A 16448-nucleotide genomic window follows, 5' to 3' on the forward strand; every position below is an offset into this window, starting at 1 on the left:
CCCCGGACGCCGAGCCGCCCGTCGAGGAACCGGAGTTGACGCCCGACCCCGAGCCCTCCTCGTCGCCGTCCTCCGCGAGCCTGCCACCCGTGACCGGCCTGCGGCTGCCCGTCGACGGCGATCCGCCGGACTCCGGCGGCTCCCTGGTGACCCGCACCCTGCTGGTCGTCGCCCCCGCCGTCCTCGCCGCCGCCGTGCTGCGCCCGCGCTCGCGGGCCGGCGCGCCCTCCCGTTCCAGCGCCCCCTAGGAGCCCGTGTGTCCGAATGGCTGGCCCTCACCGTCATCATCCTCGTGACCTGCGGAGCCGTCTTCCTGATCATCGTGTTCCGGCAACGCAGGGTCGGCGAGTCCGACGACCCGTCGGAGACCCCGGACGTCATCGAGTACATGACGATGATGCTGGGCGTCGTCTACGCGATCGTCCTCGGGCTCGCGATCGCCGGCGTCTGGGAGGCGCGCGGCGCCGCCGAGGAGTGGGTGCGGCAGGAGGCGCAGGCCCTGCACGAGATGGACGTGCGCGCCGGCGTCTTCCCGGCCGAGGTGCGGGACGAGATACGGGCCGACGTCACCGCCTATGTCGACTACGTGCTGGACGAGGAGTGGCCGCTGCTGCGTGACGAGGGCGAACTCGGCGACCGCGGTGACGAGTTGCTGCTGCGCCTGCGGGAGGTCGTCACCGGTAGGGAGCCCACCACGGTGCGGGAGACCGAGGCGTACCAGGGGCTCGTCGACCAGTTGGCGAGGGTCGACGAGGCACGCGTCGGGCGCGGCCAGAGCGCGGAGCCCACCATGCCGCTCGCGGTGTGGATCGGCCTGGTCAGCGGGGCCGCCGTGGTGATCGGCATGGTCTTCGTGCTCCAGATCCGCCGCTCCGCACGGGAGTTGCTGCTGGCCGGGCTCTTCACCGCGATGATCGCCTTCCTGCTGTTCCTGGTCTGGCACTTCGACGCCCCCTACGCCCGCGGCCTGGACGACGTCACCGAGACCTACACCGCCCTCTTCCCACACGCGGGCACGGACTCCTGACGGCCCCTCGTGCCCGTCCGACGCCTGGACGCAAGCCCTAGCATGATGCGAATGAGCCCTCTGTTCCCGGCCCTGGCGGCCGCGTCGGACGCGCCGGCGCTGCGCTTCGATGACCGGATAGTCAGCTACGCCGAGTTGCGCGCCATGGCCGGCGCCCTCGCGGAGCACCTGTCGGGCCATCGTCGGGTGGCGGTGTGGGCGACGCCTACGCTGGAGACGGCGGTCGCGACGGTGGCGGCGCTGCTCGCCGGAGTGCCGGCGGTGCCCCTCAACCCGGGGAGCGGCGAGCGGGAGTTGGCGCACATCGTCGGCGACAGCGAGCCTTCGCTGGTGCTGGCCCCGGCCGGGGCTGAGCTGCCGCACGCGCTGGCCGCGAAGGACCGCCTGGACGTCGTCACCCGCCTCCCCGCCGGCCCACAGGGCGAGCCGCCGGCCGAGCCCGACCCCGAGGTCCCGGCCCTGATCGTCTACACCTCGGGCACCACCGGACCGCCCAAGGGCGTGCTGCTGCCCCGCCGCGCGGTCGCCGCGACGCTGGACGCGTTGGGCGAGACGTGGGGGTGGACCGGCGCAGACGTCGTGGTGCACGCGCTGCCGCTGTTCCATGTGCACGGCCTCGTGCTCGGGGTGCTCGGTCCGCTGCGGCACGGCGGCACGGCGCACCACGTGGGCCGGTTCTCGCCCGAGGCGGTGGCCGGCGCGCTGGCCGGGGGCGGCACCGTGCTCTTCGGGGTGCCCACCATGTACCACCGGCTGGCCGAGGCGGCCGACCGCGACGCGTCAGTCGCCGCCGCGCTGGCCGGGGCGCGGCTGCTGGTCTCCGGCTCGGCACCGCTGCCGCTGACCGACCACGAGCGGATCCTGGCCGCCACCGGCCGTCGGGTGGTGGAGCGTTACGGCATGACCGAGACGCTGATGAACACCAGCGTGCCGGCCGGCGCGGACGCCGCGGCGACCGGCACGGTCGGGGTGCCGCTGCCCGGCGTGGCGCTCCGGCTGGTCGACGAGGCCGGCCGGGTGATCGAGGGGGACGACGGTGAGACGGTGGGCGAGATCCAGGTGCGCGGGCCCAACCTGTTCTCTGGCTACCTCAATCGCCCGGACGCCACGGCCGCCGCCTTCGACGGCGACTGGTTCCGCACCGGCGACATGGCGACGCGGGACGCCGCCGGCCGGTACCAAATCGTGGGGCGCGGCTCGACCGACCTGATCAAGAGCGGCGGCTACCGGATCGGCGCCGGCGAGATCGAGAACGTGCTGCTGGCACACCCCGGGGTCGCCGAGGCCGCCGTGACCGCCGCGCCCGACCCCGATCTCGGGGAGCGGATCATCGCCTGGGTTGTGCCGAGGGACGGGACGAGCCCGCCCTCGGCGCGCGAGCTGACGGAGCATGTGGCGGGCCAGCTGGCCGCGCACAAGCGGCCGCGTGAGGTCCGGTTCAGGTCCGCGCTGCCGCGCAACGACATGGGCAAGATCCTCAAGCGGGAGCTGGTGTGACCGAGCCGGCCGCGCCGGCCCGCGCGCTGGTGGCCGCGCTGGCCGGTGACCGGTTCACGGAGCTGCCCTACCGTCCGACCGCCGGCCACCTGGCGGCAGAGGGGGACGAGCCGATCGGCTGGCCCGGCTACGGCGCGGCCCGGTCGCTGGCCGCCCGGCGCAGCGGGGAGTCGGAGGCGGTGGTCTGCGGCATCGGCCGGGTGGGCGGCGGTGATGCGGTGCTGATCGCCTTCGAGTTCCGCTTCCTCGGCGGCACGATCGGCCGGGCCGTGGGTGAGCGGATCGCCGGCGCGCTGATCACGGCCCGCGAACTCTCGCTGCCCGTCGTCTCGTTGATCGCCAGCGGCGGCAGCAGGGTCCAGGAGGGCATGTTCGCGCTGGCGCAGTTGCAGCGAATCGCCACCCAGCTGGTGCGGCTGCGGGCGGTCGGGCTGCCCCACCTGGCCGTCCTCGCGGGGCCGGTCACGGGCGGCGGGTGGGCGACGCTCGGGGCCGGCGCCGACGTCCGGATCGCGCTGCCCGGCGTGCAGGTGGGCTTCGCCGGTGCCCGGGTCAGGCCGCGCGACGCGGACCCGGCCGCCTACACGGCCGAGGCACAGGCCGCGATCGGCCAGGTGGACGAGCTGGTGCCGCCCGAGGATCTCGGCCCCGTCGTGGCGCGCTGGCTCTCGCTCCTGACGACGCCGGCGGCGGCGGGCCCGGCGTCGCCGCCCAGGGCGCTGCGGGCGGTGCCCCCGCCGGAGACGGGCTGGGCGGCCGTGGAGTTGGCGCGCGATCCGGGCCGGCCGCGCGCCGAGGCCTATCTGCGGGCCTACTTCACCGAGCGGGCCCCGCTCGCCAGCCCCGACCCCGGGCTGCTCTGCGGCTTCGGGCGCCACCAGGGGCGCACCGTGGCGTACGTGGCCCAGTGCGGCACGGCCAACACCCCGGCCGGTTTCCGGGCCGCGACCCGCCTGATGCGGCTCGCCGACCGGCTGTCCGTGCCGGTGCTGACGCTGGTGGACACGCCGGGCGCGGCCAACGGCGCGGAGGCGGAGCGGGACGGGGTGGGGCCCGCGATCGCCGAGTCGATCATGGCGGTGGCGGCGGCGACCATCCCGGTGACCACCCTGATCATCGGCGAGGGCGGCTCGGGCGGCGCCGTGGCGCTGACCTCGCCGGGGCGGACGTGGGTCACCCCGGACAGCTACTACTCGGTGGTGGCGCCGGAGTTGGCGGCGGCCATCGTCAAGCGGGACCCCGAGCAGGTCCGCGCCATGGCCGACCAGCTGCGGCTGCGCCCGAGCGACCTGGTGGAACTCGGCGTGGCCCGCGGAATCGTGCCGGTCGGCAGGCCCAATACCGGTGACTTTATGGCTCTCGAGAGCGCCGTAGGGCGACGTTCCCGCAGGTCAGACGCGCGAATCGACCCTTAAGTCACTGGCATTGCGGCTAGGCCCGTACTTCGCGGGTCACTGGTCCAGGTCAGTGGCCAGCGGGTTTGTCCGATGTCGGTGTCGAGGATGTCTGTCGAGGAGGTGGCCACACGCCTCCGGGGACCCGGCTGCGTCGCCCCCGACGTCACCCCGGCCCTCGAGCCCGGCAACGCGGCGCGGGCAAACGGGTGGCCTCCGCCGCCCGGGAGTGGCGGAGGCCGGGAGGGTGCCTGCAGCGGGTGCGTCAGCCGGGTATGACCCGCCAGCCGGTGTAGACCGTCGGCGCGACGCTCGTGCCCGCGGTCGAGCCGTGCAGGTAGCAGAGGCCGCCGTCCTCTGGAAGGGCGCCGATGGAGCGGTACTCGCGGATGGTGTAGTCCACGGCGTACGCCTCGACGCCGTACTGGCCGATCACCCGGCCGTACGGGGGAACGGGCGTGGTGGCCGTGACACCGGTCGTGGTCGTCGTGCTCTGTGTGATGCTCGCGCTGACGTTGGCGCTCAGGAAGCCGAACAGCGAGGCACTGGTGCCGGCCGTGACGGTCAGACTGAACGTCCTCGACACCGACGATGTGAAGCTTCCCGTGATCTCCCTGTTCGTGCCGTTGACGACCACGCGTTCCTCGCTCACGAGGAAGTCGGGCCTCACCGAGTTGATGACGTACTCACCCGCCACGTACTCGGGAGTGAAGCTTCCGTTGTAGAAGTAACTCCATGTCAATCCGCTGGGACAATACCCCTCGTCCGCCTGGGCCGGGGACGAGGTGCCCACGGTCAGCGTCGTCGTCAGGGCAACCAGCGCCGCCCCGACCGCGACCCGAGATCTCCACCGCGCCAGGCGACGCGGGCCGCTCCTGGCCCGTGTACTGCGGTCGGCCATTCTTCTTCCTTTCTCGGTGCCCTGCTGCGGATCCCCCGAGCAGCGTTGGCCGACCATATGCGGCCGCGACGCCGCGGTCTTCGTGATATGGCGAAGACCGCGGCGCATCAGCGACGGCGACTTGGTCACTTCGCGCAGTCGTCGGTGCGGGGTGGAGCGTCCACGTCGCCCACGGGAGCCGGAGGGGTGGGCCGCTCCGCCATCTCAGGTCCCGCGCGGGCCTGGAGGACGGCCTCCACCTCGACCAGCCGGGCCGTCCGGATCACGGCGTACTGGGCCCGCCACTCGACGGCGTCACTGGCCAGCGCCCCCAGCCGGATCCTGTCCACCCCGCCGTACAGGACCCTGACGTCGAGCCCCTCGACCGGATCCCAGATCCGGTCTTCGCGGGTGACTGATTCAGGCGGAGCCGTGTTGTTGCCGGTGTCCGATGGGGGCGGTCACGTTGATGGGCGTGTGACGAAGTCTTCCCGGCCCGCGGCCACGGACAGCGCGTCCGCGCATGGAGCGCGTGGTCAGCGCCGTGGTGGAGACGCGTCTGTGCGCTCTTGGGGGTCGGCTCCGCAGATCCTTCGGGGTTGACTCCGGGCCGGTGTTGTGCGCGAGACGTGGAAGGGGGTGCTCAGAAGATCACGGTGATCTTTCCTGCCAGGCTGCCTCGGAGGAAGCGTTCGTGTGCGGCTTGGATCTCTGGGAGGCCGAAGGTGGAGTGCACACGCAGCCGCAGGGAGCCGCGGTCGACGAGCCTGGTGAGTTCGTTCAGTCCCGCGCCGTCCTCACGCACCTGGTTGACGGTGGTACGCACACCGCGGGAAGACAGGTCGGGTACTGGACCTGCCTGGGTGGCGATCGACGCATACCGGCCGCCATCTGCCACTGCCTCGGTCACGAACGCCCCGAAGGTATCGAAGACCGCGTCATAGCTGCGGTGTTGAAGAGCTCGGCGGTCGGTGGCGACGAGGTCCGCACCGTGCTCACGGGCGAAGGCGACCTGCGCATCCCGGGAGACCAGAGCGTCGACCTTGACGCCGCGCGCACGGGCGATCTGCAGCGCCAACCCGCCAACCGCACCTGCGGCACCGGCGATCAGCAGCCGCTCACCGGCCTTCATCGCAAGCCAGTCCAGGGTCTGCCAAGCCGTCAGTCCGGGAAGCGGCAAGATGGCCGCCTCGGCCAGGCTGACCGTCTGCGGCGCAGGGGCGACGGCCCGTGCTGGAAGCGCGACCAGATCGGCCCAGGTCCCCCGGCCGGAGTTGAGCTGGTGCGACATGGCGATGACGCGTTCCCCGGCGCGCAGCCCACTGCTGCCGCCGTCGACCACGATGCCGGCCAGGTCCCAGCCAAGCGTCATCGGCAGTGGCGGCGTTCCTTCGCCGATGGCCCCTTCTCGCGTCTTGTCGTCGACGGGATTGATGCTGGTCGCGACAGTCCGGACCAACACATCCCCGGTGCCCGGTTCAGGCTCGGGAGTATCAACGACGACGAGGACGTCGGGGGTGCCGAAGCGATCTACCTGTATGGCGCGCACGAAAGGTCCTTCCACGACTGGTGCTGACGGGAGATCAACACCCGAGGTGATCACGGGATTCCTGATCGCGGCTACGGCTCGCGGCCAGACCGGTAGGTGGCCCCACCCGCGACATTGGGCTCCGTCCTGGCGGCGGGCAGGGCAGGCCGCGGCTTGCCGTGGTTCACTTCGGCCGAACGGTTCGCCCGCCATGCCCGTCCGCATCGCTAGTCCGATAGCCCCGAGTGCAGCCGAACGCGTGCGGCTGAAGAAGATGGCCTACGGCCACAAGACCGAGCACCGGCTACGGGTGCGTGCACACGTCGTCCTGCACGCCGCGCGCGGCCGCTCCAACGCGCGCATCGCCCGGGAGACGGGCCTGCACCTGGACACCGTGCGCCGCTGGCCTGGCCGGTTCGCCGAACACGGCCTGCCCGGGCTCAAGGACCGCAGCGCTGCGGCCGTCACGCCTCGTTCGCACCGCTGCGGGCCACCGAGGTCAAGGCGCTGGCCTGCCGGTTGCCCGCCAAGGGCGGGGTGCCGCTGGCTCGCTGGTCGTGCCCGGAACTGGCCTGCGAGGCCGTCCGGCGAGGCATCGCCGCGTTCGTGTCGGCATCCACCGTGCGCCGCTGGCCGCCCGAGGATGCGATCAAGCCCTGGCAGCACCGCTCCTGGACCTTCATCACCGACCCCGGCTTCCGGCTGGAGGCCGCCCGGGTACTGGACCTGTACGCCCGCACCTGGCAGGGCGAACAGCTGGGCGATGGCGAGTACGTGATCACTGCAGACGAGAGGACCTCCATCCAGGCCCGCTGCCGCTGCCACCCCACCCTCGCCGCCTACGACGTCCACGCCGCTAAGGTGTTCGGCCGCACCGAAGAACGCACCGGCATGCTCCCGTGCATGAACCTGGCTACCCAGGTCATGAGCCAGGAACCCCACGCAAGCGCCAAGCGCGTGTTCAGGTCGAGTGGAATAGCCGGTCGCGCCAGGCCGCCCGCAGCGATGGTCGGCAGCCAGGAAAGACATCCTCGCGTCGCACGAACTGCCAGACTGTCCTTCTGAGCACCCGTGAGAAGGAGACTCGTCGCGGCAGGTCAAGCCACACAACGGTGTCGGCTTGAGCCCGCACGAGATCGGCGACCTGCCTGAAGTAGCTGCCTGCGATGATCCAACGCTCGTGGGCAAGCACCTTCTGCGTCCGCTCACGGAACACATTGAGGTCGACACGACTCCAAGCTGGCCCCAGAACAGCAGGTCCAGGTCTGTGACCGGTGTCTCCAGGGCCTCCCCGCGTGCCCTGGCCAACGTGGTCTTGCCGGCCCCCGCAGCCCCCACCACCACGATTCACTTGATCATCTGGTTCAGGGTGCCAACGGCCTGGTTCCGAATCAATGCCCACAGCAGCGCCACTGGCCGCATCACCCATCACCCATCACCCATCACCCGCCGTCCTCGCTCACACGCTCAACGGCGGCAGGCTGCCCAGCGAACGATCAAGTGATCAGCTACCGAGTGACGTCGTTTCTCACTGATGTTGATCAAACCAGGGCGGCCTGGGTGACTCCCGAACTCAGGTCGAAACGACATCCATGAAAAGTGACACAGCCAGGCCGGGTGATCCTCTACCACCTCCGGCCTGCGGCTACGGGTCTCGGCGGACAGGGCCTACGTCGCGTGTTCCGGCCGGAGGCCGGCCAGGCGGGCGACGCGGCGGTAGGAGTCGAGCCGGCCCGGGTAGCCGTCACCGAATGTCAGCAGCAGTTCATCGGCGCCGGTGCGGGCGATGAGGGTGCCGAGCGCGTCGGTCATCTGGTGCTCGTCGCCGTGCAGTTGGCTGGCCCTCGCCTGGTCGAACAGGCGTTGCTCGCGCTCGGTGAAGCGGCGGGCCGCCACCCGTGCCGGCGGTTCGAGGGGTGGGAAGACGCCGCGGGTGCGGGAGTAGACGGTGGCCCACGCCTCGGGGAGCTGGAGCGTCGCGGCCTCCTCGGCGGTGGCCGCGACGGCGGCGTTGACGGAGAGCACCAGGTAGGGCCGGTCTCCGTGCGAGCCCGGGGTGAACTCGGAGCGGTAGCGGTCGATGGCGGCCAACATGCGGTCCTCGTCGCCGAGGTGCGCCATCACCAGCGGCAGCCCGTGCGCGGCGGCGATGCCGGCGCCCTCGCCCACGGCCAGCACGAAGGCCGGCACCCACAGCCCGGTCGCGGGCGGCGCGGCCAGCGGCCCGGTGCCGTCGAAGTAGGAGAGCAGTTCGGCCAGTTGCTCGCCGAAGCGGTCGGCGTCCGCCTTCTCGGCGCCGAGCGCGCTCCGCACCGCTGCGGTGAAGCCGACGGAGCGGCCGAGCCCCATGTCGACGCGGCCGGGGAACAGCGACTCGAGGACGCCGAACTGCTCGGCCACCACGAGCGGGCGGTGGTTGGGCAGCATCACGCCGCCGGTGCCGACCCGGATCCGGTGGGTGGCGGCGGCGACCGCGGCCGCGAGGACAGTGGGGGCCGAGCCGGCGACGCCGGGGACCGCGTGGTGTTCCGCGACCCAGAACCGGTGGTAGCCGAGCGCCTCCGCCTGCCGGGCGAAGTCGACCGTCTCGCGCAGGGCCTCCCGTGGGGCCTGTCCTTCGCGGATCAGCGCCCGGTCGAGGATCGACCAGCGCACCGACCGGAGTCGTGCCGTGTTGTCCACTCCTGTTCCAACCACTCCTCTTCCAACCACCGCGGGTGCGGAAGATTCCCGGCGGGGCGTCAGGCGGCCGTGGTCGGGAACTCGGTCACCCGGTCGCACCAGCGGTCGAGGAGCACCCGGTCGTGGCCCACGGCGAGCAGCGCGGCGCCGTGCTCGGCGCGGTACGCCTCGACGAGGGCGACCAGCGCGGCGGTGGTGGAGGCGTCGAGCATGGCCGTCATCTCGTCGCAGACCAGCAGCTTGGGGCCGGGCAGCAGGGCGCGGGCGACGCAGGCGCGCTGCAGTTGTCCGTCGCTGACCTCGTGCGGGCGGCGGCGCAGCAGACTCTCGGCGAGCCCGGCGGCCTCGGCGAGTTCGGCTGCCCGGCCGGCGAGCTCGCGGGCCCGGCCGGTGGCGGCGGCCGGCTCGGCGATGAGCTCCCGCAGGGTCAGCCGGGGGTCGGCGGCGAGCCGCGGCTGTTGGAAGACGACGCCCACGCTGGTACGGAGCGCGCGGGGGGCCCGGAACCGGAAGCCGCGCACGGTCTCGCCGGCGAGCCGCACGGTGCCCGCGTCGGGCCGGTGCAGCAGCGCGGCGACCCTGGCCAGCGTCGACTTGCCGCAGCCGCTCGGCCCGACGAGACCGACGGCCTCGCCGTCGGCCACGGTCAGCGAGACGTCACGGATCACCGGGGCCCCGCGGTCGTATCCGGCGGTGACGCGGCTCAGCTCAAGCATCGGCGGGCTCCGGGGCGTGGTGGCAGGCGACGCCGTCGGTCAACTCGGGCAGGGCGGCGCAGCGTTCGGTGGCGAGGTGGCAGCGGGCGGCGAAGGCGCAGCCTCCGGGGAGCGCGTCCAGTTCGGGGGGCAGCCCGGGGATGGGCGTGAAGGAGCGCTCGGGGAGGGCTTCCAGCAGACCGCGGGCGTAGGGGTGGCGTGGTCCCGGCGTGCCGAAGAAGTCGCGCGCGGGGGCGATCTCGACGATGCGGCCGGCGTACATGACGGCCACCCGGTCGGCGATCCGCTCGGCCGCCGCCAGGTCGTGGGTGATCACGAGCAGGGCGTGGCCGGCGTCGGCGTGCCGGCGCAGTTCGGCGACGGTGCGGTCCACCAGGTCACGGTCGAGCCCTGTGGTGGGCTCGTCGGCGATGAGCAGCGGCGCGTCGGCGACCAGCGCGAGGGCGGTGGCGGCGCGCTGGGCGAGCCCCCCGGAGAGCTGGTGCGGGTAACGGTCGAGGTGGTCGGCGGGGAACGCGGCGCGCGCGGCGGCCACCTCGGCGGCCTCGCGGAGCCGGGTCCGCGGGGTGTCGGTCAGCTCCCGCACGGTCTCCTCGAGGTGGGAGCGTACACTCCTGACCGGGGTCAGGTGGGCGGCCGGGCTCTGCGGCACGAGACCGACGAGCCGCCCGCGCACCCGTCGCGCCAGCTCCTCATCGCTTGCCGTGAGCAGTTCGACGGGGTCGGCCGCGCGGGTGCCGGACGGGGAGCCGTCGGCTCGGCCGCGTAGCTGGGCGGTGCCCCTGGTGCGGGCGTTGGCGGGCAGGAGGCCGAGCAGGGCGGAGGTCAGCACGGACTTGCCGCAGCCGCTCTCGCCGACCAGCGCCAGGCACTCGCCGGGCGCGAGGTCGAAGGAGACGTCGTTCACGGCGGCCACCTCGCGGCCCCGCGGCATCAGGAACCGCACGGAGAGCCCCCGCACGTACAGTACGGCAGGCGCCTCGTCCATCCGCCGCTCCTCCCTCTCCTCCGTCTCGTCGTCCGTACTCGGCCCGTCCGTACTCGGCCCGTCCGTTCTCGGCCTGTCCATGCTCGGTCCGTCCGTACTCGGCCCGTCCGTACTCGGCCCGTCCATACTCGGCCCGTCCGTACTCGCCTCGTCCGCTTGAGCGTCGTCCGCCGTCACGCCGTCGGCTCTCGTGTCCTCGTGGCCGGTGCGGCCGGGGCCCGTCACAGCACCAGCTCCGAGCGGCGGCGAGGGTTGATGCGCTCGCGCCAGACGCCGGCGAGGCCGGCGATGGCGAGCGTCGGGAGGACGATGAAGAGCCCGGGGAAGAGCGTGGGCCACCAGTCGCCGGCGGCCAGCGAGCCGCGGGCGCCGTTGATCATGGTGCCCAGGCTGGCCTGGTGGGCCGGGATGCCGAGGCCGAGGAAGGACAGCGCCGACTCGTGCCAGACGGCGTGCGGCACCATCAGCACGGCCGCGAGCCCCGCCTGTGGCAGCACCGCAGGCACCAGGTGCCGGGTGACCACCCGGCGGCGCGAGGCGCCGCCGGAGATGGCCGCCTCGACGAACGGGCGGCCGCGCAGCGACAGCACCTCGGCCCGCACGATGCGCGCCGTCGACACCCAGTGGGTGAGTCCGACGGAGGCGACCACCGGCCAGATCCCGGGCCGGAACATCGCCACGATGAAGATGCCCATCAACAGGTGCGGTACGGCGGTGAACACGTCGACGGCCCGCATCACGAGGCGGTCGGTACGGCCGCCGAGCGCGCCGGCCAGGCAGCCGACGGCGAGGCCGAGCACGCTGGCCGTGAGCGCCGCGACCACGCCCACGGTGAGCGAGACCCGCAGCCCGTAGACGCTGCGGAGCAGCACGTCGCGGCCCAGGTCGTCGGTGCCGAAGAGGTGGTCGGCGGAGGGCGGCGACAGCTTGGCGGTGAGGTCGACGGCCTGTTGGTCGAGGGGGAAGAGCAGCGGCACGAGCAGCGCGGCGAGTGCGGCGGCGCCGGCCAGCGCGGCGGAGGCGGCGACCCGGATGGTCCGGGTGCCGCGGCGTGCGGTGCCGCGCGCGCGCCAGGTCGGTTCGGCGGTCAGGGCCATGGGGATCACATCTCGTCGTGGTCGACGCGCGGGTCGGCCAGGCCGTAGAGGAGGTCGGCCAGCAGGTTGCCGGCCAGCACGGTGAGCGCGGAGAGCACCGCGAGGGCGGCCAGCAGGTGGAAGTCGGAAGCGGTCGCGGCCCGCACCGTGGCCGAGGCGATGCCCGGCCAGCTGAACACGGTCTCCACCAGCAGGGCGCCGGTGATGAGTTCGGGGACGCGGGTGCCGATCAGGGTGAGCACGGGCAGCAACCCGGAGCGCAGCGCGTGGCCGCGCAGCACCGTACCCTCGCGCAGGCCGCGGGCGCGCGCGCCGCGCACCGGGTCCTCGCGGAGCGCGTCGGCCACGCCCTGGCGGGTGTAGAGCACGAACCAGGGCAGCTGGGAGAGGGTCAGCACGGCGGCCGGCAGGGCGAGGTGGCGGAGCAGCGCGCCGGCGGTGACGACGTCGCTGCCGGGGTCGGTGAGCCCGCCGGACGGCAGCACGTCGAGGCGCAGCGCGAACAGCCAGACGGCCAACAGGGCGAGCCAGAACGGCGGCGCGGCCTGGAGGGCGTAGCTGACCGAGGTGATCATCCGGTCGGTGGCGCCGCCCTGCCGGCGGGCGGCGAGCGTGCCGAGCGCGGTGCCGAGCAGTACTGCGCCCACGAAGGCGACCGCGCACAGCAGCACCGACCAGCCGATGCGTTCGCCGATGACCTGGCCGACCGGCTGGTGCAGGGTGTTGGACTGGCCGAGGTCGCCGGTGAGGGCGGCCGTGAGCCAGCGCCACCACTGCTCGACGAAGGTGCCGTCGGCGGCGAGCGAGGCCCGCAGCTGGTCCAGGGTCTCCTGGGAGGCGCCCATGGCGCTGCCGCCAAGGTACTGGCGGACGGGGTCGAAGGGCGAGGCGGCGGCGATGGCGAACATGCCGAGCGTGACGAGGGCCAGCACCGGGATGGCGGCGAGCAGCCGCCGCCCGGCGAGCCTGGCCATCGGTGTCCAGGGGAGCGAGGCGGCGCCGCTCACCCGCGGATCCGCCAGTCCTCGACGTTCCACCAGGGGCCGTGACCGAGGCCGTGGTCGTGGGGCTCCGGCTGGGTGGTGACGCCGTCCCAGTCGTCGGCCATCACGTAGACGTGGTCGATGTGGGTGAGGAAGGTGTAACCGGGGTCGTCGACCAGGGCGCGCTGAATCCGGTCGTAGGCGGCCTGGCGCTCGTCCCGGTCGGCGGTGCGGCGGGCGAGGTCGAGCTGTTCGTCCACCTCGGGGTTGTCGTACTGGCCCATGTTGTTCCAGCCGTCGCCGGCGAGCTCGGAGTAGAGCAGGCCGTAGAGGTCGAAGTCGGGGTCGGACGGGTTCCCGCCGCCGGAGAGGACGGCGTCCTCGGTTAGCCGCCCCTCGATGACCTCCCAGGATCCCGACTCGACGGTGACGTCGACGCCGATCTCGGCCGCGTCGGTCGCGTAGGCGAGGGCGTACTCCTGGCGGAGCCGGTCGCCGGCCGGGTACCAGAGGGTGAACTCGGCGCGCTGTCCGTCGCGGGCTCGGACGCCGTCGTCGCCGAGGGTCCAGCCGGCCTCGTCGAGGATGCGGCCGGCGGCCTCGGGGTCGTAGTCGCGCTCCGTGCCCTCGGCGAACCAGGGGCTGCTGACGGGGATGGGCCCGTAGGCGGCGTGGCCGGCGCCGAGGAGCACGCTGTCGACCATCAGTTCCCGGTTGACGGCGAGGTCGAGGGCCCGGCGGACGTCGCGGTCGCCCGTGACGGGGTTGCCGCTCGGCAGAGTGACGGCGCGGAAGTCGGCACTCTCGGCCTCGTGCGTGACCAGGTCCTCGTCCTCGGCGAAGCCCTCGGCCAGGTTGGGGGGCAGCACGGCCGCGTCCAGGTCGCCGGAGCGCAGCCGGGTGGCGCGGACGTCGTCGTCGGGGATGACGGCCATGGTGAGTCGCCGGACCTCGGGCTCGCCGCCCCAGTAGTCGGGGTTGGCCTCGAAGGTGAGGCGCTCGCCAGGGGTCCAGCCGGTGAGCACGTAGGGCCCGGTGCCGACCGGCTCGGTGTTGTAGGGGCCGGTGTTGACGTCCTGGTCGCCGGCGGCCGATGCGGAGGCGATCGGCAGCACGGTGCGCTCGGCGAACGGGGCGTAGGGGTAGGCAAGGGTGAAGACGACGGTGTGGTCGTCCTCGGCGCGCACGTCCTGGAGGGCGTCGAGCTCGTCCCGGTACGGGTTGTTCGTGTCCGGGTCGAGGATCGTCTGGTACGTGAAGACGACGTCGTCGGCGGTGAACGGGTCGCCGTCGGTGAACTCGACGCCCTCGCGCAGGCGGTAGGTGTAGATCAGGCCGTCGTCGCTGACCTCGGGAAGCTCGGTGGCCAGGGCCGGCGTGAGCTGGAGGTCGGCGTCGTGCCGCAGCAGGCCGTCGAAGATCTTGGAGTTCCCGTCCTTGCCGTAGCCGAGGAGCGGACTGAGGGTGTCGGGCTCGGTGGCTATGCCCACGACGAGCGAGTCGTGGGCGGCCTCCGCGCCTCCCTCGTCCGGCGCCGAGCAGGCGGTGAGGGCGAGCAGCACGGCCACCACCACGCCTCCCGCGCTCCGTGTCCATGGCCTGCGGACTGTCATGGGGCCACCCCTGTTGATGATCAGACGCTCTTGCGAACCATGCGCAATTAAAACAGAACAGAGGTGACATGCCAGCTTCATGGGCGTAAAGCGCGGGAGACCGGCCCGGGCCGGCCGGCCCGGCCCGGGACCCGCGCTATCCGCCGAGCGCCTGCCCGGGCAGGCCGTGCTCGGCCAGGAAACGCAGCTGCTCTCGGGCCTGCGAGGCGCGGCCGCCAGCGTGGTCGCCGAACTGCCAGATGCTCATCTCCTTCTCGCCCACGTACCGGTTGTAGGCGGCGTAGACCGTGGACGGCGGGCAGACCGGGTCCATCAGCCCGACGCTGAACAGCGCGGGCGCGCTGGCCCTTGCGGCGAAGTGCTGGCCGTCGAAGTAGTTGAGAGTGCGGAAGACGTTGTCCACCTCGTCGCGCTGGTGGACGCCGAGGTACTGCACCAGCTCCGGGTAGGGGCCGGCGGAGGCGATGTCGGCGGCTCGCCGGTAGTGGCACAGGAACGGCACGTCGATCAGCGCGCCGGCCACCGCGTCCCCCGCCAGGCCGGCCGTCGCCAACGCCAGGCCGCCGCCCTGGCTGCCGCCGGCCACGATCACCCGCTCCGGGTCGACGGCCGGGTGCTCCCGGATCGCGTCCACGGCGCGCACGCAGTCGGTCATCAGCCGCCGGTAGTAGTACTCGTCGGGGCTGGCTATGCCGCGGGTCATGAAGCCGCCCACGAACTGCGGCGTCGGCACCGCGTCCGGGTCCGGGGTGTCGTGCCCCTGGCCGCGCGAGTCGACGACGAACTGCGCGTAGCCCGCGGCGTTCCACAGCAGGTGCTCCAGGTGCAGGCCGCGCCCGCCCGAGTAGCCGATGTAGCTGACGACCGTGGGCAGCGGCCCCCGCGCGCCCCTGGGCAGCAGCAGCCAGGCGGCGATCGGCTGGCCGCCCCAGCCGGGGAACCGCGCGTCGAAGACGTCCACCGCGGCCAACGGCGAGTCGGTCACCGGCCGGTACTCGGCGGGGGCGCCGTCGGCGGCGCGTGCCGTGGCCAGAGTCCCGGCCCAGAAATCGTCGAAGTCCGCGGGCTCGGCGACCGCGGGGCGATACTCCCGCAGCTCGTCCAGCGACATGTCGGTAAGCGGCATGCTGTGTGCCTCTCCTCGTAGGTGCCGCGGAGAAACTACGTCGCGCGGCATTCCAGGTCAACGCCCCTTTTTCGAGCGATCGACGCTGCGGACGAGCCGAACCCGGCCGCCGGTGGTACCCATGGACCATGGACTGGATCGCCGCCCCCGACTACTGGCTGAGCCGCCTCGTGGTCCAGCGCGGGCTGGCCCTGATCTACCTGCTCGCCTTCCTCTCGGCGATCCGTGAGTTCCCCGTGCTGGCCGGCGAGCGCGGCCTCACCCCGGCCCCCCGCTTCCTGCGCGCGGTGCCGTTCCGCTGCGCGCCCAGCCTCTTCCGGCTCCGCTACTCCGACCGCCTGTTCCTGGCCACCGCCTGGCTCGGCGCCGCGCTCTCCGCCGCGCTGGTCGCGGGCCTCGGCGACCTCGTACCCCTGTGGGCGTCGATGGTCCTGTGGGCGGTGCCCTGGCTGCTCTACCTCTCCATCGTGAACATCGGCCAGGTCTGGTACGCCTTCGGCTGGGAGTCCCTGCTGCTCGAGGCCGGCTTCCTGGCGATCTTCCTCGGCAACGACGACGCCGCCCCGCCCACCGCCGGCCGCTACCTGCTGATCTGGCTGGTCTTCCGCGTCGAACTGGGCGCCGGCCTGATCAAGTGGCGCGGCGACCCGTGCTGGCGCCGGCTGACCTGCCTCTACCACCACCACGAGACCCAACCCATGCCAGGACCGCTCAGCTGGTACTTCCACCACCTGCCCCGCCCTCTGCACCGGGTGGAGGCCGCGGCCAACCACATCGCCCAACTGCTGGTCCCGTTCTGCCTCTTCCTCCCCCAGCCGACGGCCAGCTGGGCGGCCGCGGTGGTGATCGTCACCCAGCTGTGGCTGGTCGCCAGCGGGAACTTCGCCTGGCTCAACTGGCTCACGCTGGTCCTGGCC

The 16448-nt window shown here is 72.9% G+C and carries 15 protein-coding genes and 2 pseudogenes; 7 read left to right on the forward strand and 10 right to left on the reverse strand.

From position 1 onward, the window contains the following. The 4 genes and pseudogenes from E1265_RS19390 to E1265_RS19405 form a co-directional block, all read left to right on the forward strand. Positions 1-248: pseudogene (locus tag E1265_RS19390) on the forward strand (hypothetical protein); the annotation flags it as partial. Positions 249-256: 8 nt separating this feature from the next. Next, complete coding sequence (locus E1265_RS19395; protein WP_132931658.1) at positions 257-1027, forward strand: DUF4239 domain-containing protein; 771 nt, start codon at positions 257-259, stop codon at positions 1025-1027. Positions 1028-1078: 51 nt separating this feature from the next. Next, the gene (locus E1265_RS19400; protein WP_132931660.1) at positions 1079-2524 is read left to right on the forward strand and encodes an AMP-binding protein; all 1446 of its coding nucleotides are present in this window, start codon (positions 1079-1081) and stop codon (positions 2522-2524) included. Beyond that, the gene (locus tag E1265_RS19405) at positions 2521-3939 is read left to right on the forward strand and encodes a carboxyl transferase domain-containing protein (RefSeq protein ID WP_132931662.1); all 1419 of its coding nucleotides are present in this window, start codon (positions 2521-2523) and stop codon (positions 3937-3939) included. Before E1265_RS19400 ends, E1265_RS19405 begins: the two co-directional genes overlap by 4 nt. Before the next feature lie 244 nt (positions 3940-4183). Here E1265_RS19405 and E1265_RS19410 read toward each other — a convergent pair whose 3' ends face one another. The 3 genes from E1265_RS19410 to E1265_RS19420 all read right to left on the reverse strand — a co-directional run bounded on the left by E1265_RS19410 (position 4184) and on the right by E1265_RS19420 (position 6347). After that, positions 4184-4819: a hypothetical protein gene (locus E1265_RS19410; RefSeq protein ID WP_132931664.1), complete on the reverse strand. Its 636-nt coding sequence runs from the start codon at positions 4817-4819 to the stop codon at positions 4184-4186. Between the two features lie 125 nt (positions 4820-4944). After that, entirely contained in the window at positions 4945-5148 is a 204-nt protein-coding gene (locus E1265_RS19415) for a hypothetical protein (RefSeq protein WP_132931666.1), read from the reverse strand. Positions 5149-5441: 293 nt separating this feature from the next. After that, on the reverse strand, positions 5442-6347 hold the full coding sequence (locus tag E1265_RS19420) for an NADP-dependent oxidoreductase (protein ID WP_132931668.1): 906 nt from the start codon (positions 6345-6347) through the stop codon (positions 5442-5444). 253 nt (positions 6348-6600) lie between these two features. On the opposite strand from E1265_RS19420, the pseudogene E1265_RS39340 reads away from it, so the two are divergent. Both E1265_RS39340 and E1265_RS39345 read left to right on the forward strand, forming a co-directional pair. Next, positions 6601-6723 (forward strand): annotated as a pseudogene (locus tag E1265_RS39340) (helix-turn-helix domain-containing protein); the annotation flags it as partial. Between the two features lie 122 nt (positions 6724-6845). After that, on the forward strand, positions 6846-7391 hold the full coding sequence (locus E1265_RS39345; RefSeq protein ID WP_243740948.1) for a hypothetical protein: 546 nt from the start codon (positions 6846-6848) through the stop codon (positions 7389-7391). Positions 7392-7994: 603 nt separating this feature from the next. Here E1265_RS39345 and E1265_RS19430 read toward each other — a convergent pair. The 7 genes from E1265_RS19430 to E1265_RS19460 form a co-directional block, all read right to left on the reverse strand. After that, positions 7995-9008: an MsnO8 family LLM class oxidoreductase gene (locus tag E1265_RS19430; RefSeq protein WP_165953804.1), complete on the reverse strand. Its 1014-nt coding sequence runs from the start codon at positions 9006-9008 to the stop codon at positions 7995-7997. 59 nt (positions 9009-9067) lie between these two features. Then, positions 9068-9724, reverse strand: a complete 657-nt coding sequence (locus E1265_RS19435; RefSeq protein WP_132931670.1) for an ATP-binding cassette domain-containing protein — start codon at positions 9722-9724, stop codon at positions 9068-9070. Then, a complete protein-coding gene (locus E1265_RS19440; RefSeq protein ID WP_243740947.1) occupies positions 9717-10712 on the reverse strand; it encodes an ABC transporter ATP-binding protein in 996 nt (331 codons plus the stop codon). The genes E1265_RS19435 and E1265_RS19440 overlap by 8 nt, the downstream gene beginning before the upstream one ends. 221 nt (positions 10713-10933) lie before the next feature. Beyond that, positions 10934-11809 (reverse strand): ABC transporter permease, encoded by an 876-nt coding sequence (locus E1265_RS19445; RefSeq protein WP_132931671.1) that lies wholly within the window; start codon positions 11807-11809, stop codon positions 10934-10936. Between the two features lie 5 nt (positions 11810-11814). Further along, positions 11815-12783 (reverse strand): ABC transporter permease, encoded by a 969-nt coding sequence (locus tag E1265_RS19450; protein ID WP_132931681.1) that lies wholly within the window; start codon positions 12781-12783, stop codon positions 11815-11817. Positions 12784-12812: 29 nt separating this feature from the next. After that, a complete protein-coding gene (locus E1265_RS19455; protein ID WP_132931673.1) occupies positions 12813-14405 on the reverse strand; it encodes an ABC transporter substrate-binding protein in 1593 nt (530 codons plus the stop codon). 136 nt (positions 14406-14541) lie between these two features. Further along, positions 14542-15531 (reverse strand): acetylxylan esterase, encoded by a 990-nt coding sequence (locus E1265_RS19460; protein ID WP_132931675.1) that lies wholly within the window; start codon positions 15529-15531, stop codon positions 14542-14544. A gap of 128 nt (positions 15532-15659) precedes the next feature. Between E1265_RS19460 and E1265_RS19465 the strand changes: the two genes are divergently transcribed. Continuing rightward, the coding region (locus tag E1265_RS19465; protein WP_165953805.1) for a lipase maturation factor family protein at positions 15660-16448 on the forward strand (789 nt) is incomplete at its 3' end.

Origin of the sequence: Streptomyces sp. 8K308, assembly GCF_004348315.1 — a bacterium.
GTDB lineage: Bacteria > Actinomycetota > Actinomycetes > Streptomycetales > Streptomycetaceae > Streptomyces.